Origin of the sequence: Variovorax saccharolyticus (assembly GCF_030316765.1) — a bacterium.
Classification (GTDB): Bacteria; Pseudomonadota; Gammaproteobacteria; order Burkholderiales; family Burkholderiaceae_C; genus Variovorax; species Variovorax saccharolyticus.
Genome location: NZ_JASZYT010000018.1, coordinates 17949 through 44004, shown reverse-complemented (window position 1 = coordinate 44004; position 26056 = coordinate 17949). Strand labels below are relative to the sequence as shown.

The 26056-nt window shown below is 69.4% G+C and carries 28 protein-coding genes; 17 read left to right on the top strand and 11 right to left on the bottom strand.

Annotation, left to right across the window (positions count from 1 at the left end; all coding sequences use genetic code 11):
- Positions 1 to 6: 6 nt before the first annotated feature.
- Entirely contained in the window at positions 7 to 447 is a 441-nt protein-coding gene (locus QTI45_RS33665; protein WP_286372668.1) for an OsmC family protein, read from the bottom strand.
- A gap of 194 nt (positions 448 to 641) precedes the next feature.
- Here QTI45_RS33665 and QTI45_RS33660 point away from each other — a divergent pair, with 194 nt between their 5' ends.
- From QTI45_RS33660 to QTI45_RS33645, 4 genes are all read left to right on the top strand, one after another.
- Positions 642 to 2336 (top strand): long-chain fatty acid--CoA ligase, encoded by a 1695-nt coding sequence (locus tag QTI45_RS33660; protein WP_286657433.1) that lies wholly within the window; start codon positions 642 to 644, stop codon positions 2334 to 2336.
- Positions 2337 to 2612: 276 nt separating this feature from the next.
- Positions 2613 to 3632 carry an aromatic ring-hydroxylating dioxygenase subunit alpha gene (locus QTI45_RS33655; protein ID WP_286657432.1) on the top strand — a complete coding sequence of 340 codons (1020 nt, stop codon included), beginning with the start codon at positions 2613 to 2615 and terminating at the stop codon, positions 3630 to 3632.
- A gap of 61 nt (positions 3633 to 3693) precedes the next feature.
- The gene (locus tag QTI45_RS33650) at positions 3694 to 4899 is read left to right on the top strand and encodes an ABC transporter substrate-binding protein (protein WP_286657431.1); all 1206 of its coding nucleotides are present in this window, start codon (positions 3694 to 3696) and stop codon (positions 4897 to 4899) included.
- Complete coding sequence (locus QTI45_RS33645; protein WP_286657430.1) at positions 4896 to 5963, top strand: IolE/MocC family protein; 1068 nt, start codon at positions 4896 to 4898, stop codon at positions 5961 to 5963. The genes QTI45_RS33650 and QTI45_RS33645 overlap by 4 nt, the downstream gene beginning before the upstream one ends.
- Here QTI45_RS33645 and QTI45_RS33640 read toward each other — a convergent pair whose 3' ends face one another.
- Genes QTI45_RS33640 through QTI45_RS33630 form a run of 3 tightly spaced genes read right to left on the bottom strand, consistent with a single transcriptional unit; the run spans position 5964 to position 8600 of the window.
- The gene (locus QTI45_RS33640; protein WP_286657429.1) at positions 5964 to 6746 is read right to left on the bottom strand and encodes a TetR/AcrR family transcriptional regulator; all 783 of its coding nucleotides are present in this window, start codon (positions 6744 to 6746) and stop codon (positions 5964 to 5966) included.
- Positions 6747 to 6762: 16 nt separating this feature from the next.
- Positions 6763 to 7245, bottom strand: coding sequence for a RidA family protein (locus QTI45_RS33635; protein ID WP_286657428.1), 483 nt, complete (start codon positions 7243 to 7245; stop codon positions 6763 to 6765).
- The gene (locus QTI45_RS33630) at positions 7242 to 8600 is read right to left on the bottom strand and encodes an NAD(P)/FAD-dependent oxidoreductase (protein ID WP_286372661.1); all 1359 of its coding nucleotides are present in this window, start codon (positions 8598 to 8600) and stop codon (positions 7242 to 7244) included. The genes QTI45_RS33635 and QTI45_RS33630 overlap by 4 nt, the downstream gene beginning before the upstream one ends.
- A gap of 162 nt (positions 8601 to 8762) precedes the next feature.
- On the opposite strand from QTI45_RS33630, the gene egtB reads away from it, so the two are divergent.
- From egtB to QTI45_RS33605, 5 genes are all read left to right on the top strand, one after another.
- Positions 8763 to 10010 (top strand): ergothioneine biosynthesis protein EgtB, encoded by a 1248-nt coding sequence (egtB, locus tag QTI45_RS33625; RefSeq protein ID WP_286657427.1) that lies wholly within the window; start codon positions 8763 to 8765, stop codon positions 10008 to 10010.
- Positions 10010 to 10999: an L-histidine N(alpha)-methyltransferase gene (gene egtD, locus QTI45_RS33620; protein WP_286657426.1), complete on the top strand. Its 990-nt coding sequence runs from the start codon at positions 10010 to 10012 to the stop codon at positions 10997 to 10999. Before egtB ends, egtD begins: the two co-directional genes overlap by 1 nt.
- 40 nt (positions 11000 to 11039) lie before the next feature.
- Complete coding sequence (locus QTI45_RS33615) at positions 11040 to 11321, top strand: DUF427 domain-containing protein (protein WP_286372658.1); 282 nt, start codon at positions 11040 to 11042, stop codon at positions 11319 to 11321.
- Positions 11318 to 12058: a 2OG-Fe dioxygenase family protein gene (locus QTI45_RS33610; RefSeq protein WP_286657425.1), complete on the top strand. Its 741-nt coding sequence runs from the start codon at positions 11318 to 11320 to the stop codon at positions 12056 to 12058. The genes QTI45_RS33615 and QTI45_RS33610 overlap by 4 nt, the downstream gene beginning before the upstream one ends.
- A 111-nt stretch (positions 12059 to 12169) precedes the next feature.
- On the top strand, positions 12170 to 12616 hold the full coding sequence (locus tag QTI45_RS33605; protein ID WP_286372656.1) for a universal stress protein: 447 nt from the start codon (positions 12170 to 12172) through the stop codon (positions 12614 to 12616).
- 8 nt (positions 12617 to 12624) lie between these two features.
- Here QTI45_RS33605 and QTI45_RS33600 read toward each other — a convergent pair whose 3' ends face one another.
- Positions 12625 to 13263: an RluA family pseudouridine synthase gene (locus QTI45_RS33600; RefSeq protein ID WP_286657424.1), complete on the bottom strand. Its 639-nt coding sequence runs from the start codon at positions 13261 to 13263 to the stop codon at positions 12625 to 12627.
- 59 nt (positions 13264 to 13322) lie between these two features.
- Between QTI45_RS33600 and QTI45_RS33595 the strand changes: the two genes are divergently transcribed.
- A complete protein-coding gene (locus tag QTI45_RS33595) occupies positions 13323 to 14567 on the top strand; it encodes an MFS transporter (protein ID WP_286657423.1) in 1245 nt (414 codons plus the stop codon).
- Between the two features lie 65 nt (positions 14568 to 14632).
- Here QTI45_RS33595 and QTI45_RS33590 read toward each other — a convergent pair whose 3' ends face one another.
- Genes QTI45_RS33590 through QTI45_RS33580 form a run of 3 tightly spaced genes read right to left on the bottom strand, consistent with a single transcriptional unit; the run spans position 14633 to position 15355 of the window.
- Positions 14633 to 14917 carry a 2Fe-2S iron-sulfur cluster-binding protein gene (locus tag QTI45_RS33590; protein WP_286372653.1) on the bottom strand — a complete coding sequence of 95 codons (285 nt, stop codon included), beginning with the start codon at positions 14915 to 14917 and terminating at the stop codon, positions 14633 to 14635.
- Positions 14917 to 15201, bottom strand: coding sequence for a VF530 family protein (locus QTI45_RS33585; RefSeq protein ID WP_286372652.1), 285 nt, complete (start codon positions 15199 to 15201; stop codon positions 14917 to 14919). Before QTI45_RS33585 ends, QTI45_RS33590 begins: the two co-directional genes overlap by 1 nt.
- A gap of 7 nt (positions 15202 to 15208) precedes the next feature.
- Positions 15209 to 15355, bottom strand: coding sequence for a hypothetical protein (locus QTI45_RS33580; protein ID WP_286372651.1), 147 nt, complete (start codon positions 15353 to 15355; stop codon positions 15209 to 15211).
- A 100-nt stretch (positions 15356 to 15455) separates the two neighbouring features.
- Here QTI45_RS33580 and QTI45_RS33575 point away from each other — a divergent pair, with 100 nt between their 5' ends.
- Together QTI45_RS33575 and QTI45_RS33570 are read left to right on the top strand one after the other, a co-directional pair.
- Positions 15456 to 15971: a GNAT family N-acetyltransferase gene (locus QTI45_RS33575; protein WP_286372650.1), complete on the top strand. Its 516-nt coding sequence runs from the start codon at positions 15456 to 15458 to the stop codon at positions 15969 to 15971.
- Positions 15972 to 15986: 15 nt separating this feature from the next.
- Positions 15987 to 16892, top strand: coding sequence for a DUF808 domain-containing protein (locus tag QTI45_RS33570; protein WP_286657422.1), 906 nt, complete (start codon positions 15987 to 15989; stop codon positions 16890 to 16892).
- A gap of 1 nt (position 16893) precedes the next feature.
- Here QTI45_RS33570 and QTI45_RS33565 read toward each other — a convergent pair whose 3' ends face one another.
- Entirely contained in the window at positions 16894 to 17115 is a 222-nt protein-coding gene (locus QTI45_RS33565) for a hypothetical protein (protein WP_286657421.1), read from the bottom strand.
- 268 nt (positions 17116 to 17383) lie between these two features.
- On the opposite strand from QTI45_RS33565, the gene QTI45_RS33560 reads away from it, so the two are divergent.
- From QTI45_RS33560 to QTI45_RS33550, 3 genes are all read left to right on the top strand, one after another.
- Positions 17384 to 20560, top strand: a complete 3177-nt coding sequence (locus QTI45_RS33560) for an autotransporter outer membrane beta-barrel domain-containing protein (protein WP_286657420.1) — start codon at positions 17384 to 17386, stop codon at positions 20558 to 20560.
- A gap of 86 nt (positions 20561 to 20646) precedes the next feature.
- Positions 20647 to 21069, top strand: coding sequence for a hypothetical protein (locus tag QTI45_RS33555; RefSeq protein WP_286657419.1), 423 nt, complete (start codon positions 20647 to 20649; stop codon positions 21067 to 21069).
- A 19-nt stretch (positions 21070 to 21088) separates the two neighbouring features.
- The gene (locus QTI45_RS33550) at positions 21089 to 21886 is read left to right on the top strand and encodes an enoyl-CoA hydratase/isomerase family protein (RefSeq protein WP_286657418.1); all 798 of its coding nucleotides are present in this window, start codon (positions 21089 to 21091) and stop codon (positions 21884 to 21886) included.
- A gap of 96 nt (positions 21887 to 21982) precedes the next feature.
- On the opposite strand, the gene QTI45_RS33545 is transcribed toward QTI45_RS33550, so the two are convergent.
- Complete coding sequence (locus QTI45_RS33545) at positions 21983 to 23080, bottom strand: M14 family metallopeptidase (protein WP_286657417.1); 1098 nt, start codon at positions 23078 to 23080, stop codon at positions 21983 to 21985.
- A gap of 101 nt (positions 23081 to 23181) precedes the next feature.
- A complete protein-coding gene (locus QTI45_RS33540) occupies positions 23182 to 23508 on the bottom strand; it encodes a hypothetical protein (protein WP_286657416.1) in 327 nt (108 codons plus the stop codon).
- A 112-nt stretch (positions 23509 to 23620) separates the two neighbouring features.
- Here QTI45_RS33540 and QTI45_RS33535 point away from each other — a divergent pair, with 112 nt between their 5' ends.
- Together QTI45_RS33535 and gshA are read left to right on the top strand one after the other, a co-directional pair.
- Positions 23621 to 24283, top strand: coding sequence for an alpha/beta hydrolase (locus QTI45_RS33535; RefSeq protein WP_286657415.1), 663 nt, complete (start codon positions 23621 to 23623; stop codon positions 24281 to 24283).
- A gap of 87 nt (positions 24284 to 24370) precedes the next feature.
- Complete coding sequence (gene gshA, locus QTI45_RS33530) at positions 24371 to 25954, top strand: glutamate--cysteine ligase (protein ID WP_286657414.1); 1584 nt, start codon at positions 24371 to 24373, stop codon at positions 25952 to 25954.
- Positions 25955 to 26056: the final 102 nt, after the last annotated feature.

Below are 26056 nucleotides of genomic sequence, written 5' to 3'. Positions count from 1 at the left end.
CCGGCCTCAGCTCTTGAGCGTGGCCTTGAAGCTGATCTCGGGCACGCTGGCCAGCGCCTTCGACAACGGGCAGCCTTCCTTGGCGCCTTGCGCCAGCTGCTGGAACTTGGCGTCGTCGATGCCGGGCACCACCGCCTCGAGTTCGAGCTGGATGCGGTCGATCTTGAAGCCCGGGCCGTCCTTGGCCAGCCGTACCGCGGCCTTGGTGTCGATCGAGGTGGCCGTGAGCCCGGCGCCCTCGAGTGCGAAGGCGAAGGCCATGGTCAGGCAGCCGGCGTGCGCCGCGCCCAGGATCTCCTCGGGGTTGGTGCCGCGCTTGTCGTCCTCGAAGCGACTGGCGAATCCGTAGGGATAGTCCTTGAGCGCCCCGGTCTCGGTGCTGATCAGGCCCTTGCCGGTCTTGCCGGCGCCTTCCCAGTGAACGCTCGCGTGCTTGTCTGCTGCCATGGAAACTCCTGGTCGAGTGGTTTGAGAGCCTGCTCTTTTACGGCAGATCGGGCCTCGCGTCTGTCGGTCGATGGTGGTATTTGCGGCTGACCCGAAGGGCTCGGCGCGCGAGTCGCCCAGGTGACGGCCGTGGGGGCTTCCCCGATGCGGCGATGGGGGCGGCATCGTAGGCTCTCACGCTCTCAGGAGACTGTATGGATCGACCGCACTACAAGTTCTGGCCCCAGCGCCTGCCCCATTCGATCACCGTGCCCGCGACCTCGCTGTGGCACAACCTGGCGGTCAACGCCGCGCGCTACCCGCGCAAGCCCGCGCTGGTCTTCTTCGGCAGCGAGATCAGCTATGCCGAGTGCGCGGCCCAGGCCGAGCGGCTGGCCGGCACCCTGCATGCCCTGGGCGTGCGGCGCGGCGACCGCGTCATCCTCGACATGCAGAACTGCCCGCAGCTGGTGATCGCGCATTTCGCGATCCTGCGCGCCAACGCGGTGGTGGTTCCGGTCAATCCGATGAACCGGGCCGAGGAGCTCAAGCACTACATCCTCGACCCCGACGCCAGGTTCGCGATCACCACCGGCGACCTCGCGCCCGAACTCGCCAAGGCCAGCAATGCGCTCGATCCCAAGGACCGGCTCGCGCACATGATCGTCACCCAGTTCACCGACGCCTTCGATGCCGAGGTCGCGGGCGACGAGGCGCCGGCTGCGGCCTGGCGCGACTGGCTGCTGACGCAGCATCCGCTGCCCACCCTCGAGGGCGGCGCCGTGATGCGCTGGACCGACGCGCTGGCGGCCGGCCATGCGCCGCCCGAGCACGTGGTCGGTGCCGACGACATGGCGCTGCTGCCCTACACCAGCGGCACCACCGGCCTGCCCAAGGGCTGCATCCACCACCATTCGAGCCTGATGCACAACGCCTGTGCCAGCCAGCTCTGGGGCCTGGGTTCGGCCGAGGCGGTGGTGCTGGCCGTGGTGCCGATGTTCCACATCACCGGCGTGGTCAGCATGATGCACACGACGGTGCTGATCGGCGGCACGCTGGTCATCATGCCGCGCTGGGATCGCGACGTGGCCGGGCGGCTGATCTCGCGCCGCAAGGTGACGAGCTGGACCAACATCCCGACCATGGTCATCGACCTGATGGCCAGCCCCAATTTCGCCAGCTACGACCTCAGCAGCCTGAGCTACATCGGCGGCGGCGGTGCCGCGATGCCGCAGGCCGTCGCCCAGCGACTGTTCGAGCAGTTCGGACTCAGGTACCAGGAGGGCTACGGCCTCACCGAGACCGCCGCGCCCTCGCACGCCAACCCGTTCGAGAACCCGAAGCAGCAATGCCTGGGCATCCCCTACATGGGCACCGACGCGCGGGTGGTCGACCCCGACACGCTGGTCGAAATGCCGGTCGGCGAATCGGGCGAGATCATCATCCACGGCCCGGAAGTGTTCCAGGGCTACTGGAAGCGGCCCGACGCCACGGCCGCCGCCTTCGTCGAGTTCGAAGGCAAGCGCTTCTTCCGCTCGGGCGACATGGGCCGGATGGACGAGGACGGCTATTTCTTCATGACCGACCGCTTGAAGCGCATGATCAACGCGAGCGGCTTCAAGGTTTGGCCGGCCGAGGTCGAGCTGCTGATGTTCCGCCATCCTGCGATCCAGGAGGCCTGCGTGATCGCCACCAAGGACGACTATCGCGGCGAGTCGGTCAAGGCGGTGGTGGTGCTGCGCCCGACTCACAAGGAGACGACCGAGCAGGAGATCATCGACTGGTGCCGCGAGAACATGGCGGTCTACAAGATCCCGCGCGCGGTGCAGTTCGTCGACGCCTTGCCCAAGAGCGGCAGCGGCAAGGTGATGTGGCGGCTGCTGCAGGAAGCCGAAAGCGGCTCCAAATAAGGAACAGGCGCTGCGGTTTCCGCAGCCAGGACGCACACCCGGGGCGGGTGTGCGCTGCCGCCCGAGGATGCCCCTCGACGCGATGCATGACGCCCCCGGCGTGAGCCCGCCCCAGGCATGGAACCCATGGAACGCCCGTGACCGGTGCAAACCCGGTGGTCCTTCGCCCCAAAATTAAGTATGTTCTCCATTCAAATGGAGAAGTTACTTACTTAACGCTGGCACGGTTTCTGCGTATCCCGCTCCAGACAACCCGTCGGCACTCGAGGACCGTTCATGACTGCTTATGCCTACAACGCCTGGTATCCGCTCGCCTGGTCGAGAGACATCGGACGCGACATCGTCACCCGGCGCGTGCTCGAGGAAGACCTCGCGATCTACCGTACCGAGGAGGGCAGCGTCGCGGCGCTGGAAGACGCCTGTCCGCACCGCCTGGCGCCGCTGTCGATCGGGCGGCTGCATGGCGACGCCATCCAGTGCGGCTACCACGGCCTGACCTTCGACTGCAGCGGCCGCTGCGTCATCGCCCCGGGCATGGCGCGCCCGCCCGAGAGCTTCCGCGTGCGCAGCTACCCGACGGCCGAGAGCATGGGGATGGTCTGGGTGTGGATGGGCGAGCCGGCGCGGGCCGATCGCAGCCAGGTGTTCCACCTGCCGGAGTACGACGACGCGGGCTACAGCGTGGTCGAGGGCGATGCGCTGCTGGTGCAGTCGAACTACCTGAGCCTGGCGGACAACCTGTGCGATCCGACGCACGTCGTCTACGTGCACCAGAGCACGCTCGCCAGCGCAGGCCGCGAGGAGACGCGGGTGCAGCACGAACGCCAGGGCAACAAGGTCGTGACCTGGCGCTGGGTCATCGACGGGCCGCTCATTCCGATCTTCGAAGGCCTCAAGGACTTCGGGGGCAATGTGGACCGCTGGCACTACTACCACTACCACGCGCCGAGCATCGCGGTGATCGACTTCGGCTCGGCCCGCACGGGCACCGGCGCGCCGGAGGGGAATCGCGAGGACTGCATCCAGATGTACGCCTGCCACTTCATCACGCCGATCGACCAGCGCAGCTGCGTACAGCACTGGCTCTGCATCAAGAACTCGCCCGCCGATCCGCAGATCGACGAACGCCTGCGCAGCAACCTGCGGCTGGCGTTCAACGAAGACAAGCGCGTGCTCGAGGCGATACAGCGCAACGAGGACAAGCCGCGCCAGTGGCATCGCATCCATCTCGGGCTCGACGGCTCGTCGATCAAGATGCGCCGCATCGTCGAGGAGATGGCCGCCGAGAAGAACTGATTCGAGCCCCGACGCTCCCCCGCCCCGAACCCCACGCTCTCGCCAGAAAGGACCCCCCGCCATGAAAACCGCGCTCTCCGTGTCCGCCCGCCTGCTGGCGGCCTCTGTCTGCATCGCCGGCGGCAGTGCCGCCGCGCAGGCGCCGATCAAGATCGGCGAGATCAACAGCTACAAGGCCCTGCCGCAGAACCTGGTGCCCTACAAGCAGGGCTGGCTGCTGGCGCAGGAGGAAGTGAACGCCGCGGGCGGCGTGCTCGGCAGAAAGCTCGAGACGGTGTTTCGAGACGACAACGGCAATCCCGGCGACGCGGTGCGCATGGCGGAGGAACTGCTGTCGCGCGAGAACGTCGACATCCTGGCCGGCGTCACCCTGTCCCATGTCGGGCTGGCGCTGACCGACTTCGCCAAGCAGAAGAAGGTCTTCTTCCTGGCCTCGGGCCCCTTGAGCGACAAGGTCGTGTGGGACAACGGCAATCGCTACACCTACCGGCTGCGTTCGGGCACCCATGCGCTGGCCTCCTCGGTCATCGGGGAGGCCGCCAAGCTGGGCAAGAAGCGCTGGGCGGTGGTCTACCCCAACTACGAGTACGGGCAGGCGGCCGTGGCCGCCTTCAAGGAGGGCATGAAGAAGGTGCAGCCGGACATCGAGTTCGTGGCCGAGCAGGCGCCCCCGCTCGGCAAGATCGACGCCGGCGCGGTGGTGCAGGCGCTGGCCGACGCCAAGCCGGACGCGATCTTCAACGTGATGTTCGGCAGCGACCTCACCAAGCTCGCGCGCGAAGGCAAGACCCGGGGCCTGTTCGAGGGCCGCGACGTCGTGAGCCTGCTGACCGGCGAGCCCGAATACCTCGACCCGCTCAAGGGCGACGCTCCGGTCAACTGGATCGTCACGGGCTATCCCTACGCCAACATCGACACGCCCGAGCACAAGGCCTTCCTGGCCGCCTACCAGAAGAAGTACAACGACTATCCGCGCCTCAACTCGATCGTCGGCTATGCCACGGTGAAGGCCATCGCCGCCGGCGTCCAGAAGGCCGGCTCGACCGATACCGAGAAGCTCATCGCGGCCTTCAAGGGACTGCAGTTCGGCTCGCCCTTCGGCCCGGTGGTCTTCCGGCCGCAGGACAACCAGTCGACGCTGGGCATCTTCGTCGGCCGCACGGCGGTGCAGGACGGCAAGGGCGTGATGCCTTCGGGCAGCTATGTCGACGGCGCGAAACTGCAGCCGCCCGAAGAGCAGATCCGCAAGCTGCGCAACGCGCCATGAGTGCCGCAGCCGGGACCCTGCCGCCGATCGGCTGCAACGGCAGGGGCGCGCAGGCTTCTTCGCTCGCGGCGCCGGTGTCGCTGGTCGAGCCGCCGATCGAGGAGCAGTTCAGGCTGGTGCGGGAGACCGGCGCCTTCGACTTCTTCGATCGTCTGCCGCTGCCGGGCCAGGTCGACGCCTACCTGCGCTGCATCGAGCGCTTCGGCCTTCCGGTGCACACCGCGAGCTGGTTCTATGCGCTGGGCCGCGACGAGCCCCTGCTGGCCGAGAAGCTTCGCCTGGCCTCGGACATCGGCGCGGCGACGCACAACATCATGCTGTACTGGCACGCCGCCGACGGCCGCCCGATCGCCGACGACGAGGTGGTGGACTTCTACCTGCGCGCCTACGACCAGGGCATGGCGCTCGGCGTCGAGCCGGCCTTCGAACTGCACGTCAACATGTGGAGCGAGGACCCGCGCCGCATCGCTCCGGTGGCGCAGGCGGTGCAGCGGCGGGGCATTCCGTTCCGCTTCACGCTCGACTACAGCCATGCGATCTTCAAGATCGGCAATCCGCAGGAGCTCGCGATCTGCGGGTTGACGCAGGATGTCGCCGACGGCCGCGCCGTGCTGGACCCTTTGCAGCGCGGCAACTTCGTCGACCAGTGGCTCGAGATGGGCATCGTGCGCTGGCTGCAGGTGCGCAGCGTGGCGCCGAACGGGCCGCGCAATCTCTGGTCGATCAACGACCCCGCAAGCGCGGTCGCGGCCGTGCCCGAGCATTCGATCTTTCCCTACGCTGCCGGCGAACCGGGTCGAGGCATCCTCTATCCCTTCGCCGAGCCGGCGGCCGGCGAATGGCACTCGGACTGGAAGCCGGAGGCGCTGGCATGCACGCGCGAGGTGGTGCGCAAGGTGCTCGCCCACCACCGCAGCCACGCCGATTCGCCGCTGCGCTGGATCACGACGGAGATGATCAACCTGCCCGACTACGCGCACAACGCGCGCTTCTCGCTGATCGGCCAGAACGCCGCCATCGCGGGTTTCGTGCGCGACACCTGGGCGGCATCGGCGCCGGACTGATCACTTCTTCGCGGCGGCGGCGGGCTTGCGCCGGGTCTTCGGCGCTGCAGTCGCCGGCAGCGGGGCGTCGCGATTCGCGAGCATGCCGAGCACCACGTCGCAGATGTGCTTGCGCCATGCCGCGCGCCGTGGACGGCTCATCAGGTCGGCGCCGATCCAGGTCGAGCAGGTGTACTGGTTCGAGACGTAGAAGAAGCCGAGCGACATGATCGTCATCAGCACGTGCTCGGACGACACGTCCTGCCTGAACACGCCCCGGGCCTGACCGCTGGCGAGCAGGGTCTCGACCGTCTGCACCAGCGGCAGCGTGGTGCGCTCCAGCTGTGCCGACTGGCGGATGTGCCTGCCGTGCAGCAGGTTCTCGTTCATCAGCAGGCGCACCAGGTGAGGGTGGGACTGGTAGTGGTCCCAGGAATGCATCACCAGCTGCCGCATGCCTTCGACCGGATCGTCGGGCGTCACGAACGCCCGCTGCGCGGCGATCATGTCTTCGTAGATCTTCGCCAGCACCGCCTGGTAGAGGCGTTCCTTGTTGCCGTAGTAGTAATACAGCATCCGGTCGACGGTGCCGGCGGCCGCGCTGACGCGCTCGATCCGGGCGCCGGCGAAGCCGTGCTCCGAGAACTCCTCGATCGCCGCTGCAAGGATGCGGGTCTCGAGCAGGTCCGAATGCTCGCGCCGCGCGCGCCTGCGCGTCGGGCCGCCTTCGGCCGGCGTCGGCGGGTCGTCCGCGGGTGCCGCGGAGCGGGCGTTGCGAGCGGCGGAAGAAGATCGTTCTGGCACGTGGAAAGCGCTCCGTCTATTCGAATTCGACCTCGGCCTCGATCTCGACCGGGATGTTGAAGGGCAGTTCGGCCATGCCGACCGCGCTGCGCGCGTGCGCTCCGGCCTCGGGTCCGTAGAGTTCGAGGATCAGCGTCGAGAAGCCGTTGATCACCTCCGGCATGCGCATGAAGCCCGGCGCGGCGTTGACCATGCCGAAGACCCGCACCCAGGCCGTGATGCGGTCGAGGTCGCCCAGGGCGCGCTGCAGGCTCGCGAGGATCGCCAGCCCGGTCAGCTGAGCGGCTTGGAAACCCTGCTCCACGGTGAGTTCGCGCCCGAGCTTGCCGAGCGGCTCGGCAAAGCCGCCGCTGGCGGCGAGCGGTCCGTGGCCGGAGACCAGCGCCCGGCGCCCCACGAGCCGCACCGGCGGGAAGGGCAGCAGCACGCCCGGCGGCGGCGCGGCGGGGGGCGGCAGCGCGAGTCCCAGGCGCTGGAGCTTCTGTTCGATGCGTGTCATTCGGTCTTCTCCTTGGCGCGGACGTCGGCCACCACCCGCGCATAGCGCTGGAAGCTCCAGTAAGCGCTGGCCCAGTCCATCAGCACGACGAAGCGGTTGCGAAAGCCGATCAGGAAGTAGATGTGAGCGAACAGCCAGAACAGCCAGGCCAGCTTGCCCGAGAAGCGCATCGGGCCGAAGGGCGTGCCGAGGTCGACCACGGCCGAGTTGCGGCCGATGGTGGCGAGGTTGCCGTAGTCGCGGTAGCGGAAGGCTTCGGTCGGCTGGCCTGCGATGCGGCGCAGGACATTCGAGGCCGCGGCGCGTCCCATCTGCTTGGCGCCGGGCGAGACGCCGGGCACCGGCGTCGGCTCCTTGCCGGGCTGGTGGCTCATCGCGGCCGCGAGATCGCCGACCACGCTGATATCGGGCCGGCCCGGCAGGCTGAGGTCGGGCAGGACCTTGACCCGGCCGGCGCGGTCGGTCTCGGCACCGGTGGCCGCGGCCAGCATCCGGCCGAGCGGCGAGGCCGCGACGCCGGCGGCCCAGACCACGCAGCCGCAGTCGATGCGGTGGCTGCCGAGACCGGCGCCGCCGTCGCTGAAAGGGGAGGCGATCTGCAGTCCGGTGGCGTCGATGGAGGTGACACGCGCGTTTAGCCTGACCTGCACGCCGAGCTTCTGCAACTGCTCCAGGGCGCGCTGGCTCAGCGACTCGGGCATGGCCTGCAGCACGCGGGGGCCGCCTTCGATCAGCAGCACCTCGGCGCTGCTGGGGTCGATGCGGCGGAACTCGCCTTCGAGCGTGTGGCGCGCGATCTCGGCCAGCGTGCCGGCCATCTCGACGCCGGTCGGGCCGGCGCCGATCACCGCGAAGGTCAGCAGCGCGCGCCGCCGCACCGGATCGGTCTCGACCTCGGCCGCCTCGAAGCTCACCAGCACGCGGCGGCGGATCTCGAAGGCGTCGGCCAGGGTCTTCAGTCCCGGCGCCATCGGCTCCCAGGCGTCGTTGCCGAAGTAGCTGTGGGTCGACCCGGCGGCGACGATCAGGTGGTCCCACTCGAGGCGGCTGCCGTCGGCCAGATGCGCAGTGCGCGTGGCGGGATCGACCTGCGTCACTTCGCCCAGCAGCGTCGTGACGTTGGGCTGGCTGCGAAACAGCAGACGTATGGGGGCGGCGATCGATGGCGCCGCCAGCCCCGCGGTCGCCACCTGGTAGAGCAGCGGCTGGAACAGGTGGTGGTTGGTCTTGTCGACGATCGTGATCTCGACATCGGCCTTCTGCAGCTTGCGGGCCGCCTCCAGGCCGCCGAAACCGCAGCCGAGGATCAGGACGCGGGGGCGTCCGGAGGACGTCGTCGTCGGGGGATTGCTCATCCGCAGGATGATACGCAGACCCCTGGCAGGCTCCGGCGACTTGTGCCAAAGTGGCGCGTTCTGCCGCGCCGCCGTTCCGCACCGCGACCCGGCGCGACCTTGTCCTACGGCATGCGCCCGTCAGCATGGGCTAAAAAGCGTCAAGCAAAACCTGGAGATCCCATGAACTTGATCCGGCCCAAGCTGCCGGCGGCTGAGGCGTTGCGCGAGCGTTTCGAGGACGTGCGCGCCCACAGCCTCGCGCTCGCGGCGCCCCTGTCGGCCGAGGACCAGTGCATCCAGTCGATGCCCGACGCCAGCCCGACCAAATGGCACCTGGCGCACACCACCTGGTTCTTCGAGACCGTGCTGCTGCAGCCGCACGCGAGCGGCTACCAGGTGTTCGACCCGCGCTTCCACTACCTTTTCAATTCCTACTACGAAGCCCTGGGGCCGCGTCATCCGCGGCCGCAGCGCGGTCTGCTCACGCGGCCTTCGATCGACCAGGTGCATGACTTCCGGCGCCACGTCGATCGCGCGGTGCTGTCCCTGCTCGAGCGCGCCGGCGAGGTGGAGTGGGCGACCATCGAGCCGATCCTCACGCTGGGCCTGCAGCACGAGCAGCAGCACCAGGAGCTGATCCTCACCGACATCCTGCATGCGCTCTGGTGCAACCCCTTGCTGCCGGCCTATCGCGCGCCGGCCGGCCCGGCGCTGCGGCTCGCCGCCTCGGCGCCGCCGGTGCACTGGCTGGCGCGGCCCGGCGGCGTGGTCGAGGTCGGCCATGGCGCGCCGGGCTTCTGCTTCGACAACGAGACGCCGCGGCACGAGGTGCTGCTTCGACCGCACGCGATCGCGCACCGGCTCGTGAGCTGCGGCGACTTCGCGCAGTTCATCGCCGATGGCGGCTACCAGCGACCCGAGCTCTGGCTCTCCGACGGCTGGGCCGCGGTGCAGGCGCAGGGCTGGCGCGCACCAGCCTACTGGCTTGCGCCCGACGACCCGCGTCTGGCCTCGCAGGGCGTCCCAGCGGGCTGGCAGGTCTTCGGCCTGCATGGCGCGCGGCCTCTGGAGCCCGAGGCGCCGGTGGCCCAGCTGAGCTTCTTCGAGGCCGCGGCCTACGCCGAGTGGGCCGGTGCGCGGCTGCCGACCGAATTCGAATGGGAGGCCGCGCACGCGGCGCCCGGCATCACCCAGATGAGCGGCCACGTGTGGCAATGGACCCGCTCGTCCTACGACCCCTATCCGGGCTTCCGGCCGCTGGCCGGCATCGCGGCGGAATACAACGGCAAGTTCATGGTCGGCCAGCTGGTGCTTCGCGGCGGCAGCATCGCGACGCCGCAGGGGCACACGCGGGCCAGCTATCGCAACTTCTTCCCGCCGGCCGCGCGCTGGCAGTTCTCGGGGCTGCGGCTCGCCAAGGACCTCTGATGGGCACTCCTGCTTTCAATCTCCACGCCTTTCGCGCCGCGCAGCGGGCCGCGCCGCTGTCCGACTTCGCGCGCGAGCTGTTCGCGGGCCTGAGCCTCGATGCGCGCAGCATCTCGCCGAAGTTCTTCTACGACGTCGAGGGCTCGGCGCTGTTCGATCGCATCTGCGAACTGCCCGAGTACTACCCGACGCGCACCGAGCTGCGCATCCTCACCGAATGCGCCGGCGAGATCGCGGCCCAGATCGGGCCCGATGCCGAGATCATCGAGTTCGGCGCCGGCTCGCTGACCAAGGTTCGGCTGCTGCTCGATGCGCTCGAGTCGCCGCGTCGCTACGTGCCGATCGACATTTCGGGGGCTCATCTCGAGGCTGCCGCCGAGCGCCTGCGCGCCGACTATCCGCGCCTCGCGGTGCAGCCCGTGGTGGCCGACTACACGATGCCGCTGGTGCTGCCGCCGGCGCGCGAGAAGGGCGCCGGCCAGCGTGTGGGCTTCTTCCCGGGCTCGACGCTCGGCAATTTCTCGCCCGACGAGGCGCTGGCCTTCCTGCAGCTCGCGCACCGGCTGCTGCGCGGCGGCGGCCTGCTGCTGGGCATCGACCTCGTCAAGGACCCGGCGCTGCTGCATGCGGCCTACAACGACGCCCAGGGCGTGACCGCGGCCTTCAACCTCAACCTGCTGCGCCGCGCCAACGCCGAACTGGGGACCGACTTCGACCTGGCCGGCTTCACCCACGCGGCCTTCTACAACTCGCCCCTGCGTCGCATCGAGATGCACCTGGTGAGCCGCCGGGTGCAGGAGGTGATGCTCGACGGCCAGCGCTTCCGCTTCGAAGAAGGCGAGACGCTGCACACCGAGAACTCCCACAAGTTCACGGTCGAGGGCCTGCGCGCGCTGGCGGTCAAGGCCGGCTTCCGGCCGGCCGCGGTCTGGACCGACCCGCAGCGCCTGTTCAGCGTCCACTGGCTGCAGGCGCCCGCGGCACAATAGCGTGATGCCCCCGTTCGGGTGGGCACCCCGGAGAATCCTGATGAAAGCAGTTTGGAACGGCGTCACCGTGGCCGAGAGCGACGACACGGTGCTGGTCGAAGGCAACCACTATTTCCCCATGGAGTCGCTCAACCGCGACCACGTGACCTTCAGCAATCACAAGACCACCTGTGCCTGGAAGGGCACGGCGAGCTATTTCTCGCTGCTGGTCAACGGCGAGCTGCATGCCGATGCGGCCTGGTACTACGCGGACCCCAAGCCCGAGGCCGAGATGGTCAGGAACCGCGTCGCCTTCTGGAAGGACGTGAAGGTGACGGAGTGAGCCTTGCGTTCAGTCCTCCTTTCACGCCGCCCGACCGCCTCGTTCCCACGTTGCGCCAGGATGGCTATGCGGTGCTGAGCCCGCAGGGCGTGGCCGACTGGCTGAGCACGCCGCTGGCGCAGTTCGAGGCCCTGCACGGCGATTGGGCCCAGCTGCCGCCTGACGAATACCTGAAGGACGGCGGACGCTATCGCACGCGGCGTCATGCCTGCTTCACGGTCGATGGCGGGGCGCTCGAACAGGCGCCGCACCGGGCGCACTGGCAACCGGTCGAATACAACGCCCTGCATGGTGGCATGCAGCGCTGGTTCGCGCCGATGGAGGCCGCGACCGTGGCACAGCCGGCCTGGCAGCAGCTGATGCGCGGACTCGGCGAGGTGGCCAGCGGCATGCGCGGCGCGCAGCGCTGGTATGTCGAGGCGCACCAGTTCCGCATCGACACCGCCGACGGCATCGGCCGGCCGACGCCCGAGGGCGCCCACCGCGACGGCGTCGACCTGGTGGCCGTGGCCCTGGTCGGGCGCCACAACATCAAGGGCGGCGAGACGCGGGTGTTCGAGGCCAGCGGCCGGCGCGGCGAGCGCTTCACGCTGACCGAGCCGTGGACCCTGCTGCTGCTCGACGATGCCCGCGTGATCCATGAGTCGACGCCGATCCAGCCCCTGATCGAAGGCGAGCCGGGATGGCGCGATACGCTGGTCGTCACCTGCAGGAGCGGCGGCTTCCAGGGCGACTGACTCCGGCGCTGCCGCTCCGCAGTCGTCCTACAACCGATGGCCGTGCCTTGGATGTAAATTCGGGGCCCGGTTCGAGCGCTCGAACCCTGTAGAGAACCAAAGAGGTCTGCCATGTTCAATCACATCCTGGTCCCGATCGACGGCTCCGAAACCTCGATGCTCGCCGTCAGCAAGGCCAGTGGGCTGGCGCTGGCGTTCGGCAGCCGCATCACGCTCATCCATGTGGTGGACAACTACCCCTTCATCGGCGTCGGCGCGGATTACGCGCTGGGCCAGAACGAATACCTCGCGGCCGCCACCAGCAGCGCCAATGCGGCGCTGGCGCGCGGCGTCGCGGCATTGGCCGCCGAAGGCCTGCACAGCGACCAGCGCGTGATCGACGGCCATGTGGTGCACGAGGGCATCGTCGACACCGCGATCGCGATCGGCGCCGACCTGATCGTCATGGGTTCGCATGGGCGCACGGGCATCGAGAAACTGCTGCTCGGCAGTGTCACGCAGCGCGTTCTCCAGGACGCCAAATGCCCGGTGCTGGTGGTGCGGGGCGATCTCAGCTGAGGACGGTCTCAGGCGAACGGGGGCGGGCTCTCCAGGCGCAGCAAGCGGCCGTCGGCCGGGTGCCTGAATTCGAGCGCGGTCGCGTGCAGCAGCAGGCGCGGCGCCCGTTGCCGCACCTCCTCGCTGCCGTAGAGCGCGTCGCCGAGGATCGGATGCCCGATCGACAGCAGGTGCACGCGCAGCTGATGGCTGCGGCCGGTCAGCGGCTCCAGCCACAGGTGGCTGGCATGGCGTTCGGGCAGGGCCCGCGCAACGCGCCAGCGGGTCTGGCTGGGCTTGCCTGAGGGATCGATCTTCTGCAGCGGCCGGCGCGGCCAGTCGGCGATCAGCGGCGCATCGATCAGCGACCAGTCGTCGCCGGCCGGCAGCAGGCCGTCGACGATTGCCTCATAGCGCTTGTGCACCTGCCGCGCGGCGAAGGCGTCGCCCAGTGCCCGCTGCATCCCGGGGCTGCGCGCCATCAGCACCAGGCCGCTGGTCGCCATGTCGAGCCGGTGCACCACCAGCGCATCGGGCCAGCGGCGCTGCGCCCGGGCGCTCAGGCAGTCCTGCTTGTCCTCGCTGCGGCCGGGCACGCACAGCAGGCCGGCCGGCTTGTCGAGCACCAGCAGGTGGGGGTCTTCGTGGATCGTCTGCAGTTCGGTCATCGCAAGGCCGAGTCTAGGGCGCGAACAGGCCCTGGATGGCTCGGCTATCCTCGAAGCCAATGTCCGTCGCCCCCGCATCCGCTCGTCCCGCCAGTTTTTCCGATCTCACGCGCGAGCGGCCCTTCATGCGGCTCTGGGTGGCGCGGCTCTTCGGCACCGCGGCCAGCCAGATGCTGCTGGTCGCGATCGGCTGGCACATGTACGAGCTCACCGGCAGCGCCTGGGACCTCGGCCTGGTCGGCCTCTACCAGTTCGTGCCGGCCCTGCTGCTGGCGCTGCTGGCGGGCCACGTGGTCGACCGCCGGCACCGCGGCCGCATCGTCGCCGCCTGCTTCTCGGTGCAAGGCGCGGTGGCGCTGGTGCTGCTCCTCGCGGTGCAGCTGCGGCACGACAGCCGCGGCCTGCTGCTCGGCCTGTCGCTGGTCCTGGGCGCCGTGCGCGCCTTCCAGATGCCGGCGCAGCAGGCGCTGACGCCCCTGCTCGTGCCGCCGATGATGCTGCCTCGCGCGATGGCCTTCAGCTCGGCCGGCATGCAGGGCGCGATCATCGGCGGTCCCGCGCTCGGCGGCCTGCTGTTCGTGGCCGGCATGGGCGTGGTCTACGGCGCCGCGGTGGCCTTCTTCGTGCTGGCGGCGGCGCTGGTGCTGCGACTGCGCTATGCGCACATGCCGCCCGCGCGCGAGCCCGTGACGCTGCGCACCGTGCTGGCGGGCGTCGACTTCATCTGGAACCGCAAGCCGGTGCTCGGCGCCGTCTCGCTCGATCTTTTCGCGGTGCTGCTCGGCGGTGCCGTGGCGCTGCTGCCGATCTATGCCAAGGACATCCTGCACACCGGGCCATGGGGCCTCGGGCTGCTGCGCGGGGCGCCGGCGGTGGGCGCGCTCGCGATGTCGATCCTGCTGACGCGACGGCCAATCGAGCGCCATGTGGGCCGCACGCTGCTGATGGCGGTCGGCCTGTTCGGCGTCTGCATGGTGGTGTTCGGCTTCTCGCGCAGCTTCGCGGTCTCGCTGGTCGCGCTCGCGGTCTCGGGTGGCGCCGACATGGTCAATGTCGTGATCCGCCAGACGCTGGTGCAGCTGGAGACGCCCGATGCCATGCGCGGCCGCGTGAGCGCGGTGAACTCGATCTTCATCGGCGCCAGCAATCAGCTCGGCGAATTCGAGTCGGGTGCCACGGCGGCTCTGCTCGGACCCGTGGGCTCGGTGGTGGCGGGCGGCGTCGGCACCGTGCTGGTGGCGCTGGCCTGGTTCCGCCTCTTCCCGTCGCTGGCGCAGCGCGACCGGTTGGTGAAGGCTTCCTGAGACCTTGCGGGACAGACCAACAAACTGCGCAGCAGTTTTTGCTCTGTCCTCAACTGATCAGCCCCTCAACTGATCAAGGAAACCGCATAAGGCACCTCCAGCCTCACGTCGCCCATCGGCTCCGCCACACAGGGCAGGATCCAGCCCTCGACTTTCTCGTCGGCGCTGACGCCGGGCCATTCGATGCGGTAGCGGACGCTGCCCTCGACCAGCCTGCAGAGGCAGGTGCGGCAGGTGCCGTTGCGGCAGGAGCTCGGCAGTTCGATGCCGGCGGCATCGGCCGCCTGCAGCAGGGTGAGCCCGGGGCCGCAGTCGAAGCTGAAGCCGCCGGGTGCGATATCGGCTTTCATCAGGAGCGCGGCGCCGAGGACTGCTGGCGGCGCTGGTCGCGCAGCATGAAGAGATAGAGGCTTTCGACCTTCTCGCGCGCCCACGGCGTCTTGCGCAGGAACTTGAGGCTGGAGGCCACGCTCGGGTCGCTGGTGAAGCAGCGCAGCGGAATGCGCTCGCCCAGGCCGGCCCAGCCGTAGTGCGCCTGCAGCGCGGTCACGATGGCTTCCAGCGTGAGGCCGTGCAGCGGGTTGCGCGCCTGCTTCTGCGGCGGTTCGTTCGGGCCGGACTCCCCGCTGCTCACGCCTGGCTCACTTGTTCTTGAGCTTGCCGCGCGGGATCACGGCGGTCGTGATCGTGCGCACCGGCTCGACCGCAGCACCCGGCGGCTTCGGCGGCGAGGTGTCCTTCTTCGGTTTCTTGGCTTCCTTGTTGCTGCGCTGCTGACTCTTGGCCATGGGGTTCTCCGGGATAGTGCGATGCAAATGCGGCGGCAAGTTTAGCCCGCGCGTCCTGCGCGGCGACAATATGGGCTTTTCCGTTTCGATCCCCGCATTCATGTCCGACTACGAAGTTCGCCCCGCCGCCCAGCGCGATGCCAAAGCCATCGCCGAAGTCCACGCCGCCGCTGCCCGCGCTGCCTATGACGGCATCCTGCCCGAGGACCAGCTGCGTGCCCTGGCGCCCGCCACCCGCGAGGCCAAGTGGCGCGAGGCCATCGAGTTCAGCGAGCCGCAGGTGCAGGTCGCTGAACTCGACGGCGAGGTCGTCGGCTTCGTCGGCTTCGACCGCTCGCGCGATCCCAAGACGCCGTCGACCACCGGCGAGATCTGGGCCATTTACGTCAAGCCCGAGCATTGGGGCAAGGGCGTGGGTGTCGCGCTGTGGGACGCCGCCCGCGACGGCCTCGAGGAGGAGGGCTGCACCAAGGTCACGATCTGGGTGCCGCTGCGCAACGACCGCGCCATGCGCTTCCACGAGCTGGCCGGTTTCAAGCGCGAGATGAAGACCGCCAAGACCACGGCCATCGGGGACGTGAAGATCGAAGAGATCCGCCTCAAGCGCGACGTCTGAGCGGACGCGCACTCGATGGCCACCAGTCTCCTGCTGCTGCTCGACGACATCGCGACGGTGCTCGACGATGTCTCCGTGCTGACCAAGGTCGCCGCCAAGAAGACCGCCGGCGTGCTCGGCGACGACCTGGCGCTCAATGCCCAGCAGGTGTCGGGCGTCTCGGCCAACCGGGAGCTGCCGGTGGTCTGGGCCGTCTGCAAGGGCTCTTTCGTCAACAAGGCGATCCTGGTTCCCGCGGCGCTGGCAATCGGGACCTGGCTGCCCTGGCTGGTGACGCCGCTGCTGATGATCGGCGGCGCCTTCCTGTGCTTCGAGGGCTGCGAGAAACTGGCCCACAAGTTCCTGCACAAGCAGGAGCACGCGGCCGACACGGCGCGGCACGAGCAGGCCGTGGCCAGCCAGGACGTCGATCTGGTGGCGGTCGAGAAGCAGAAGATCAAGGGTGCGGTGCGTACCGACTTCATTCTCTCGGCCGAGATCATCGCGATCACGCTGGGCACCGTGCAGGGCCAGCCCTTCGTCACGCAGCTTTCCGTGCTGGTCGGCATCGCGCTCGTGATGACCGTGGGCGTCTACGGCCTCGTGGCCGGCATCGTGAAGCTCGACGACGCCGGCCTCTACCTGAGCCAGCGTGAAGGCGCCGGCTCGCGCGCCCTGGGCCGCGGCATCCTGGCGGCGGCACCCTGGCTCATGAAGGGCCTGTCGGTCGCCGGCACGGCGGCGATGTTCCTGGTCGGTGGCGGCATCCTGGTGCACGGCGTGCCGGCACTCGGCCACGCCGTGGAGGCCTGGGCCGCCAATGCCGGCGGCCTCCTGGGCGGGCTCGGCTCGATGGGGGCGAATGCCGCCGTCGGGGTCGTCGCCGGCAGCATCGTGCTGGCGGCGGTCGAAGGCGTGAAGCGGGTGCGCCGGGCCCGCTGAGTCAGCGGTCCTTGCCCCTGGTCCTCTGCACCAGGGCCACGACCACCAGCGCGATCCCCAGCACCAGGGCGAACCAGCCCACCACGTGGGCGCCGGCGATGGTCTCGCGCCAGCCCGGCGAGCTCAGGAATTGCGGGGCGATCAGCACGGCGGCGCCGATGAGGATGCACAGCACGCCGCGTTCGATCATGCGCGGGCTGCGGGTGGGTCGTCTGGAAGCCATGGTCCGAGTTTAGGCCTCCGGCGTACCGTCACATCCGTGTGACGCCGCTCCTGCGCCCTTGAAAACCGTCCCGATTTCGGTGCATCTACCCTGGATTGCACGGGGAACGCCACTTTTCAGCTATCTGAACCATAGCGTTTCTTAGTACTTTCGCACCATTTTTGCGCAATCTGTGAACTTGTTCCTCCTTGAAAAGAGTACCTAATGACTACAGTCGTAAGTATTAGTTTTCGCCTGCGGGCCTCTTTTCTTTCGGAAGAACAACTGCATGAACCGCGTTTTCAGTGTCGTCTGGAACTCCTCGCTCCAAGTCTGGGCCGTCGCCTCGGAACTGGCCCCCCGGGCCGGCAAGACCGCCACCAGCCTGCCGGCGGCGGTCGCCGTGGCCCTGCTGGGCTTCGGCGGCGCCGCGGCGGCAGCCTGCACGACCAGCGGCAGCGTGATCACCTGCGCGGTGGGCGCTCCGCACGAGGACAGGATCGGACTGGGCCCGGACACGCCGGCGGGCACTTCGGTGATCGTGAACCCGGGCGCGCTGGTCAGCGTCGGCAACCAGACCGCCATCAGCATCGGCAGCGGCTCCAGCATCGAGGTTCGCGGGACGGTCCAGAATGCGGCCCTCGACGGTTCCAACAGCTTCTACGGCACGGGCGCCAACACCATCGAACTGCACTCGAACAACACCCTGACGATCGGGCAGGGCGCCAAGGTGCTCTCGCTCGGCTCGTCGGGCACGGCGGAGGCGATCAACCCGATCGGCACCGGCAACGTGATCGTCAACAACGGCGAAATCCGCTCGGGCGCCGGTGGCGGGGCCTTCTGGTTCGAGGCGACCAGCGGCCGCAACACCATCATCAATGGCGCAACGGGCGTCATCGAGTCCACCATTCCCTATAGCAACATCATGGGCGTGAGCGGCACGATGGCGCTGGATTTCGTCAACAAGGGCCAGGTGCTGGGGGCGCTGACCTTCGCCGACGGCGACGACCGGCTGACCATTCACAATGGCTCGTTCATCCGCGACGGCATCGATGGCCGCGGCGGCAACAACACGCTGGCGCTGGCCGGCACCGGGGTCGATAGCTTCAGCAAGGGCTTCGTCAACTTCCAGAACCTGGTCAAGGAAGACAGCGGGACCTGGACCTACATGAACAACTTGCCCGGTTCGGGCATCACCAGCACCCGCGTGGCCGGCGGCACGCTGGTGCTGGGCACGAGCGCCAGCGCCTACACCGGCAGCATGACGGTCGATGCGCCCGGCACGCTCGAAACCACGGCCGGCTTTGCGCCGCTGGCGATCACCGACAACGGGATCGTGCGTTTCGTGCAGTCGGCGTCAGCCGCCAGCTACACCGGCCTGCTGACCGGATCGGGCGGCATCGAGAAGACCGGCGCCGGTACCTTGACGCTGACCCGCGACCAGGCCATCACCGGCACCACCACCATCAGCGCCGGCACTCTGGAGCTGGGCACTGGCCTCGCGGCCGGCAAGGTCGATGGGCCGATCGTCGACAACGCCGCGCTGGTCATCAACCGCTCCGACGCCGTGACTTTCAGCGCGCCGATCAGCGGCAGCGGCCGCGTGACGCAGTTCGGGACCGGCACCACCATCTTCACGGCCGACAACAGCTACGCGGGGGGGACGACCATCACGCACGGCGCCCTGCAACTCGGCGCCGGCGGCACCAGCGGCAGCGTGACGGGCGACATCCGCAACGACGCCGCGCTGATCCTGAACCGCTCGAACACCCTGCAGTTGCAGGGCGCGATCAGCGGCAGCGGAAGCTTGCGCCAGATCGGCAGCGGCACCTCGGTGCTGTCGGGCGCCAACAGCTACGGCGGCGCCACGCGGGTCGACGCGGGCACGCTCAAGGCCGGCGCTGCCGGGGCGTTCAGCGCCTCGTCGGCCCACACGGTGGCGACAGGCGCCACGCTCGATACGGGCGGCTTCAACCAGAGCGTTGCATCGCTCGGCAACGCGGGCACGGTCACGCTGCTGGGCACGGCGGCGGGCAGCACGCTGACCGTGAATGGCGCCTATGTCGGCAATGGCGGCGTGCTGGGCCTGGGCACGGTGCTCGGCGGCAGCGGCAGCCTCAGCGATCGCCTGGTGCTCAATGGCGCGGGTGCCAGCGCCAGCGGCAAGACGACCGTGCGCGTCACCAACCTCGGCGGCCTCGGCGGCCAGACCACCGGCAACGGCATCGAGGTGGTGAGTGCCCTGGGCGGCGCCACCACGACCGCGCAGACCACGCGCGATGCCTTCGCCCTGGCCAACGGCCATGTCGACGCCGGCGCCTTCGAGTACCGCCTCTATGCGGCCGATGCGACGGGTGCCGGCGAGAACTGGTACCTGCGCTCGACGACCACGCTGGTGCCGACCACTCCGACCACCCCGACCCTGCCCACGGTGCCGCCGGTGCTGGAAGACGGCGGCGCGGCGCAGCCGAAGCCGCTGCCGCCGGTGAGCGTGCCGACCTACCGCGCCGAGGTGCCGCTGTTCGCGGCCCTGCCGGCGCAACTGCGGCAGGCCGACCTGGCGATGCTGGGCAATCTGCACCGGCGTGTCGGCGACGAGCTGTCGCCCGCGGCCGGCGCCGCCGCCGGCGATCCAGGCGGCGGGCGGCAGGCCTGGGCGCGGGCGATCTACAGCGACCTGGACATCCGGCAGGCCGGCGTCGCCGCGGCGCACAGCCAGGGCCACGTCAGCGGCGTCCAGGCTGGCACCGACCTGCTGGCCAGCGGCAACTGGCGCGCCGGCATCTTCGTCGGCTCGCTGGACGGCAACGCCGACGTCGCCGGCAACGCCCGCGGACTGATCGCGGCGGTCGGCAGCAACGACCTGCAGTCGCGCTACTTCGGCGGCTACGCGACCTGGCTCGGCAGCGACGGCCTCTATGCCGATGCCGTGCTGCAGGGCGGCCGCCACCGCTATACCGTGCAGCCCAACGGCAACCTGAACATCGACGGCAAGTCGAACAGCCTCACGGCCTCGATCGAGACCGGCAAGTCCTTCGCGCTGGCCGAGGGCTGGACGATCGAGCCGCAGGCCCAGCTGATCCGGCAGAGCAACAGCTTCGACAACGTGCTGATCGGCGGCGCGCTGGTCACGCAGGATGCCAATGGCGGATGGATCGGTCGCCTGGGCGTGCGCGTCAAGGGCGAGGTCGCGACCGCGGCCGGCCGGCTGCAGCCCTATGCCCGATTCAACGTCTACCGCGCCAGTTCCGGCACCGACGTCGCGACCTTCATCGGTCCGGCGGCGAGCACGCCGATCGCCAGCGCGGCCGGCTACACCTCGACCGAACTGGCGGGGGGCATGACGCTGGCGCTGACGCCCGCCGTCACGCTCTACGGCGAAGTCGGGCAGCTCTACAACGCGGGCGGCGACGCCAAGGTCAAGTCCTCGGTGCAGGGCTCGATCGGCATGCGCCTGAGCTGGTAGTCCGGCGGTCCGGGTTTCGGTTCAAATACGCTTCCAGCGGCCGCCCGTGCCGGGCGGCCTTCGAAGCCATCGCCAGACCGCAACCCATGGACCTCCTTCGCCTTCTCACCCGCCTTCCTGCCACCCTCGGGCGCATCGCCGCGCCGCTGCTGCTAGCCGTCGCCGCCACCGGCGTGGGAGCGCAGGTGGATGCCAACCGATTTCCCGCGGCCGCGATGAGCTTCCTGGGCGGCGAGCTTCCGGCGATGGAGGCCGCCATCGCGGCGCGCGACCGCGACTACTTCGAGGACGCCATGGGCCGCATGCTGGGCTTCTCCGACAGCTGGGGCTTCAAGACGCGCGACAACCCCGCGCTGGCGCGCTTCCCGATGTGCACCGATGCGGTGTCGGACTTCCTGGTCGTCGGCATGTGCCGGATCATGACCACCAGTTCGGCCTGCGAGCCCGGCATGGCGGCGAAGTTCAACACCAACCTGCAGCAGTGCCGCGATCTCGCGGCCAAGCTCTGATCACTTCAGGAGCGGCACCATGGATTACGCCCACTATCGGACCCTGTCGATCAGCCGCCGCGGCGAGGCCGGCGCGGTGCTCGACATCCAGATGCGCGCGGCGAACGGCAAGTTGCCGACCGCCGGGCATGACGGCCATCGCGAGCTGGCCGAGATCTGGCGCGATGTGGGGGCCGACGACAGCGTGCGCTGCGCCGTGCTGCGCGGCGAGGGCATGGGCTTCTCGGGCGGGGGCGACCTCGCGATGGTCGAGCAGATGGCCGTCGACGATGCCGTGCGCACCCGGGTCTGGCGAGAGGCGCGCGACCTGGTCTACAACATCGTCAACTGCGACAAGCCGATCGTCAGCGCGATGCACGGGCCGGCGGTCGGCGCCGGACTGGTGGCCGGGCTGCTGGCCGACATCTCGATCGCCAGCAGGACGGCGAAGATCGTCGATGGCCACACCCGCCTGGGCGTCGCCGCCGGCGACCACGCGGCGATCGTCTGGCCGCTCTTGTGCGGCATGGCGAAGGCCAAGTACCACCTGCTGCTGTGCGAACCGGTGAGCGGCGAGGAGGCCGAGCGCATCGGGCTGGTCTCGCTGGCGGTCGACGAGGCCGACCTGCTGCCGCGGGCCTACGAGCTGGCCGACCGGCTGGCGGCCGGCAGCCAGAGCGCGATCCGCTTCACCAAGTACGCGCTCAACAACTGGCTGCGCCAGGCCGGGCCGACCTTCGACGCCTCGCTGGCGCTAGAGTTCATGGGCTTCGCGGGACCCGACGTGCGTGAAGGCGTGGCTTCGCTGCGCGAGCGGCGCGCGCCGAAGTTCTCCTGAGGCGGTTCAGGCCGGCGCCGGGCCGCCCCAAGGCGGCCTGCGGCCCCCTCGGGGGGCAGCGACCCACACGCAGTGGGGGAGCGTGGGGGCCATGTCTTAGGACGCCTTCAATCCCTCGAGCGTCTGCAGCAGCACGACGCGCGTCTGGCCCATGACCATGCCTTTCCATTCGTCGTTGTCGCAGTAGAAGGCGTCGCGCAGGTCCTGGCGGATCGCGCGCTGCTGCGCCGCCGGCGCTTCGGGATGGCGCCTGAGCCAGGTATCGGCGCGCAGCCGGTTCAGCACTTCGAGGTCGGGCAGGGTGCCGAACTCCAGGCCCATGATCGTGGCGCGAGCCTGGGGGCACTCGTCGTAGACCGTCGACACCACCGGCCCCGAGACGTCGGCCGAAGCCGAGTTGCCTTCGAACGGGGCGAAGACGTCGGCACCCCACCAGGCCCTTGCGCGCGCCAGGTCGGCCACCGCATTGCGGCCCGGATAGATCTTCTCGCCGTGGCCGTAGGGGCCGAGGCCGGTGTGGATGTCGATCCAGGCAATGTCGCTGGCGGCCGCCGCGTACTTGCGCAGGATCGCGCGCACGCACCGGTTGCTCCACGACGGCGCGGTGCCGCCATAGAACACCCCGTCGGGCGATCCGTACTGGCCGGTCGTCACCGCGGCGCGATAGGCCCGCATGCCGTGCTGGTCGATGTAGGCGGCCATCGCGGCTTCGTCGGCGGCGCTCGGCGGCCAGGTGGCCGGCAGGACGAAGGGCTCGACCTCCGCATAGGCGGCGTTGGCAGGCAGCGGCGCGTCGAAGTCGATGTGGTTGCGGTTCAGGTCGATGTTGTCCTCGTTGGTGCGGTGCAGGTGCGAGAAGCCGTGCGGGTTCACCGCATGCACCAGCAGCAGCGCGACACCGGCCTGCGCCAGCCGCGCCAGCAGTTCGGCGTCGTGCAGGGTCGCGACCTGGCAGCCCGAGCCGCAGAAGCCCTCGGGGCCGTGCGTGCCGGAACTGACGATCAGGAGCCTGGTGGCGTCGGCGGCACCGATCCGCGCCACATCGGTGGCCAGGGTCTCGCCGAGCGCGCCACGGTGGGCATCGAGCACGAAGGATTCGATCTCGGCGCCGGCGGCGGCGGCGGCATCCAGGAACTTGCGCCGGGCCTCGGCGTAGGTGCCGGAGAAATGGCGGGAGGCGGCGGAGCTGTGCATGTCGGTTGGCGAAGGGTCGGTGGGGTCGGGCGGCGCGCGACCCGGCGTGGGTCTTTGCGTGTCGACCGCCATTCTGCCGGGCCCCGGGGAAACCGGCCCCGCTATCCAAGAGACCGGGCGAACCCCGCGGCCGCCAGCTCGGCCTGCTCCTCCGAATGGACCTCTGCCGCCAGCGGCCGCCCGTTCGCGAGCACCGCCACCGCGATCGCCTTCTTCGGGCAGATGCCGAGGCAGCTGCATTCGACCACGCGCAGCCGCAGCGGCAGCCGGTGCAGTTCGCGCTTGAAGACCTTGCGCACCTGCTTGGACCTGAGCTTCGACGGGCCGTCGCTGCGCTGTTCGCAGTCGCCGCAGACCAGGGCGGCACCACCGAATTTCGGCTTGACGAGCAGGGCGGCCAGCGCCGCGGAATCATGGGAGGAGGTCAATGCTTTTTCCTTCGCTTGAAGGCAGATCCTAGGACCGCGCGGCCGCCTCCGGCGTCGGCCGGGCGCCCGTCCTGTCGGGCCCGGGGGCGATTTCTGCGGTAACTTCGGGGCCATGTCAAATCCACCCATCGAAATCGAAACCGGCCCGAACCCGACGGCCACCGTCCTCCTCATGCACGGCCTGGGCGCCGACGGCAATGACTTCGTGCCGATCGCCAACGAACTCGACCTGTCGGCGGTCGGCCCGGTGCGCTTCGTGTTCCCGAACGCGCCGGTGATCCCGGTCACGGTCAACGGCGGCTACCGGATGCCGGCCTGGTACGACATCATGGGCCCCGACCTGGCCAAGCGCGAGGACGAGGCCGGTCTGCGCCGCTCGCAGGCCGCCATCGAAGCGCTGCTCGCCAACGAGAAATCCCGCGGCATCCCGGCTTCGCGCATCGTGATCGCCGGTTTCTCCCAGGGTTGCGCGATGTCCTTCATGACCGGCCTGCGCCATCCGGAGCGGCTGGCCGGCATCGTCGGCCTCTCGGGCTACCTGCCGCTGGCCGACACGACCGCCGCCGAGCGCAGCCCGGCCAACCAGCAGACGCCGATCTTCCAGGCCCACGGCCAGCGCGACGGCGTGGTGCCGATGGCCCGCGCCATCCATGGCCGCGACGCGCTCCAGGCGCTGGGCTACGCGCTCGAATGGCACGACTATCCGATGGAGCATTCGGTCTGCATGGAGGAAATCGCCGACCTGAACCGCTTTTTGCTCCGAGTACTCGCCTGAGCCGAACGGCGGATTTCAGTCCGCCTGCGCGCCTTTTCCGGGCATGCTACCTTCCGTCCCCACAAAAGAACGATGGGTGATAACTAAATGAGTAACTTCAAGGAGCGCCTCGACGCGCTCTCGCCTGCGCGGCTCCGGGGGGTACGGCGCGGGATCGAGAAGGAAAGCCTGCGGGCGCAACCGGATGGCAAGCTGGCCCTGACGCCGCATCCCGCGGCGCTCGGCTCGGCGCTCACCCATCCCCACATCACGACCGATTTCAGCGAATCGCAGCTCGAACTCATCACCGGCGCCCACCTGAGCGTCGAGGCCGCGCTCGAAGAACTGGTGCGGGTTCACCAGTACACCTACCGTGTGCTCGACGAGGCCGGCGACGAGCGGCTGTGGGTGTCGAGCATGCCCTGCGGCCTGCCGACCGACGAAACCATCCCGATCGGGCGCTACGGCTCGTCCAACGTCGGCCGGGCCAAGAGCGTCTACCGCATGGGGCTGAGCCACCGCTACGGGCGGCGCATGCAGACCATCTCGGGGATCCACTACAACTGGTCGCTGCCCGAGGTGTCGAGCGAGCAGTATTTCGCGCTGATCCGCAACTTCCGCCGCCACGCCTTCCTGCTGCTGTACCTGTTCGGCGCCTCGCCGGCGCTGTGTTCGAGCTTCGTCGACGGCCGGCCGCACGAGCTGCAGCCGCTCGGCGAGGGCAGCATGCACATGCCGCACGGCACCTCGCTGCGGATGGGGCGGCTGGGCTACCAGAGCGAGGCGCAGGCCTCGCTGGCAGTGAGCTACAACAGCCTGGACGGCTACGGCGCCTCGCTGCAGGACGCGCTGACCCGGCCCTGGCCGGCCTACGAGGCGATCGGCATCCGCAACCTGGGGGGCGACTACAACCAGCTGGCCACCAGCCTGCTGCAGATCGAGAACGAGTTCTACGGCACGATCCGTCCCAAGCGCGTGATCTACCCGGGCGAGCGGCCGCTGCACGCGCTGCGCGAACGGGGCGTCGAGTACGTCGAGGTGCGGCTGATGGACCTCGACCCCTTCGAGCCGGTCGGCATCAATGCCCGGACCATGCGCTTCCTCGATGTCTTCCTGCTGCACTGCCTGCTGAGCGACAGCCCGCCCGACACCCGCGAGGAGATCGCCGACCTGGCCCACAACCAGCACCTGACGGCCGCGCGTGGACGCGAGCCCGGCCTGCTGCTGCGCCGCGGCGGACGCGAGGCCGCGCTGACCGAGTGGGGCGGCGAGCTGCTGGAGGAGTTCGCACCGATCGCCGAGGCGCTCGACGCCGCGCATGGCGGCGGCACGCAGCACGCCGATGCGGTGCGGGCGGCCGCGGCGGCGCTGGGCGACCCGGCCGTGCTGCCCTCGGCCCGCGTGCTGGAGGCCATGAGCCGGGCGCACAACGATTCCTTCGTCGGTTTCGTGCGGGCCCGCTCCGAGCAGACGCGCACCGAACTGCTGGCATTGCCGTTCCCGGATGCGCAGCGCGAACTGTTCGAGCGCATGACCCAGACCTCGATCGATGCGCAGAAGCGCACCGAGGCGAGCGACAGCATGCCCTTCGAGATCTACCGCGAGCAGTACGTCTCGCCGGCGCGCCTGGGTTTCAAGAACCACTGGGTCGATGCGCCTGCGGGGCCGGTGAGCCAGCGCGCCTCCCTCTGAGCGGACGCGCCGGGTAGGTGGCTGCCTACCCGCGTTGGCCGCCCAGGCCCACCCGCGTGGGCCCGGCAGTCGGGATGATGGCAACAAAGACACAAACATACT

Excerpts from the sequence above, each read along its gene's own strand:
- QTI45_RS33665 (WP_286372668.1), bottom strand. The coding sequence starts at position 447 with ATGGCAGCAGACAAGCACGCGAGCGTTCACTGGGAAGGCGCCGGCAAG.
- QTI45_RS33660 (WP_286657433.1), top strand. The coding sequence starts at position 642 with ATGGATCGACCGCACTACAAGTTCTGGCCCCAGCGCCTGCCCCATTCG.
- QTI45_RS33655 (WP_286657432.1), top strand. The coding sequence starts at position 2,613 with ATGACTGCTTATGCCTACAACGCCTGGTATCCGCTCGCCTGGTCGAGA.
- QTI45_RS33650 (WP_286657431.1), top strand. The coding sequence starts at position 3,694 with ATGAAAACCGCGCTCTCCGTGTCCGCCCGCCTGCTGGCGGCCTCTGTC.
- QTI45_RS33645 (WP_286657430.1), top strand. The coding sequence starts at position 4,896 with ATGAGTGCCGCAGCCGGGACCCTGCCGCCGATCGGCTGCAACGGCAGG.
- QTI45_RS33635 (WP_286657428.1), bottom strand. The coding sequence starts at position 7,245 with ATGACACGCATCGAACAGAAGCTCCAGCGCCTGGGACTCGCGCTGCCG.
- QTI45_RS33630 (WP_286372661.1), bottom strand. The coding sequence starts at position 8,600 with ATGAGCAATCCCCCGACGACGACGTCCTCCGGACGCCCCCGCGTCCTG.
- egtB (WP_286657427.1), top strand. The coding sequence starts at position 8,763 with ATGAACTTGATCCGGCCCAAGCTGCCGGCGGCTGAGGCGTTGCGCGAG.
- egtD (WP_286657426.1), top strand. The coding sequence starts at position 10,010 with ATGGGCACTCCTGCTTTCAATCTCCACGCCTTTCGCGCCGCGCAGCGG.
- QTI45_RS33615 (WP_286372658.1), top strand. The coding sequence starts at position 11,040 with ATGAAAGCAGTTTGGAACGGCGTCACCGTGGCCGAGAGCGACGACACG.
- QTI45_RS33605 (WP_286372656.1), top strand. The coding sequence starts at position 12,170 with ATGTTCAATCACATCCTGGTCCCGATCGACGGCTCCGAAACCTCGATG.
- QTI45_RS33600 (WP_286657424.1), bottom strand. The coding sequence starts at position 13,263 with ATGACCGAACTGCAGACGATCCACGAAGACCCCCACCTGCTGGTGCTC.
- QTI45_RS33595 (WP_286657423.1), top strand. The coding sequence starts at position 13,323 with ATGTCCGTCGCCCCCGCATCCGCTCGTCCCGCCAGTTTTTCCGATCTC.
- QTI45_RS33590 (WP_286372653.1), bottom strand. The coding sequence starts at position 14,917 with ATGAAAGCCGATATCGCACCCGGCGGCTTCAGCTTCGACTGCGGCCCC.
- QTI45_RS33580 (WP_286372651.1), bottom strand. The coding sequence starts at position 15,355 with ATGGCCAAGAGTCAGCAGCGCAGCAACAAGGAAGCCAAGAAACCGAAG.
- QTI45_RS33575 (WP_286372650.1), top strand. The coding sequence starts at position 15,456 with ATGTCCGACTACGAAGTTCGCCCCGCCGCCCAGCGCGATGCCAAAGCC.
- QTI45_RS33570 (WP_286657422.1), top strand. The coding sequence starts at position 15,987 with ATGGCCACCAGTCTCCTGCTGCTGCTCGACGACATCGCGACGGTGCTC.
- QTI45_RS33565 (WP_286657421.1), bottom strand. The coding sequence starts at position 17,115 with ATGGCTTCCAGACGACCCACCCGCAGCCCGCGCATGATCGAACGCGGC.
- QTI45_RS33560 (WP_286657420.1), top strand. The coding sequence starts at position 17,384 with ATGAACCGCGTTTTCAGTGTCGTCTGGAACTCCTCGCTCCAAGTCTGG.
- QTI45_RS33555 (WP_286657419.1), top strand. The coding sequence starts at position 20,647 with ATGGACCTCCTTCGCCTTCTCACCCGCCTTCCTGCCACCCTCGGGCGC.
- QTI45_RS33550 (WP_286657418.1), top strand. The coding sequence starts at position 21,089 with ATGGATTACGCCCACTATCGGACCCTGTCGATCAGCCGCCGCGGCGAG.
- QTI45_RS33545 (WP_286657417.1), bottom strand. The coding sequence starts at position 23,080 with ATGCACAGCTCCGCCGCCTCCCGCCATTTCTCCGGCACCTACGCCGAG.
- QTI45_RS33535 (WP_286657415.1), top strand. The coding sequence starts at position 23,621 with ATGTCAAATCCACCCATCGAAATCGAAACCGGCCCGAACCCGACGGCC.
- gshA (WP_286657414.1), top strand. The coding sequence starts at position 24,371 with ATGAGTAACTTCAAGGAGCGCCTCGACGCGCTCTCGCCTGCGCGGCTC.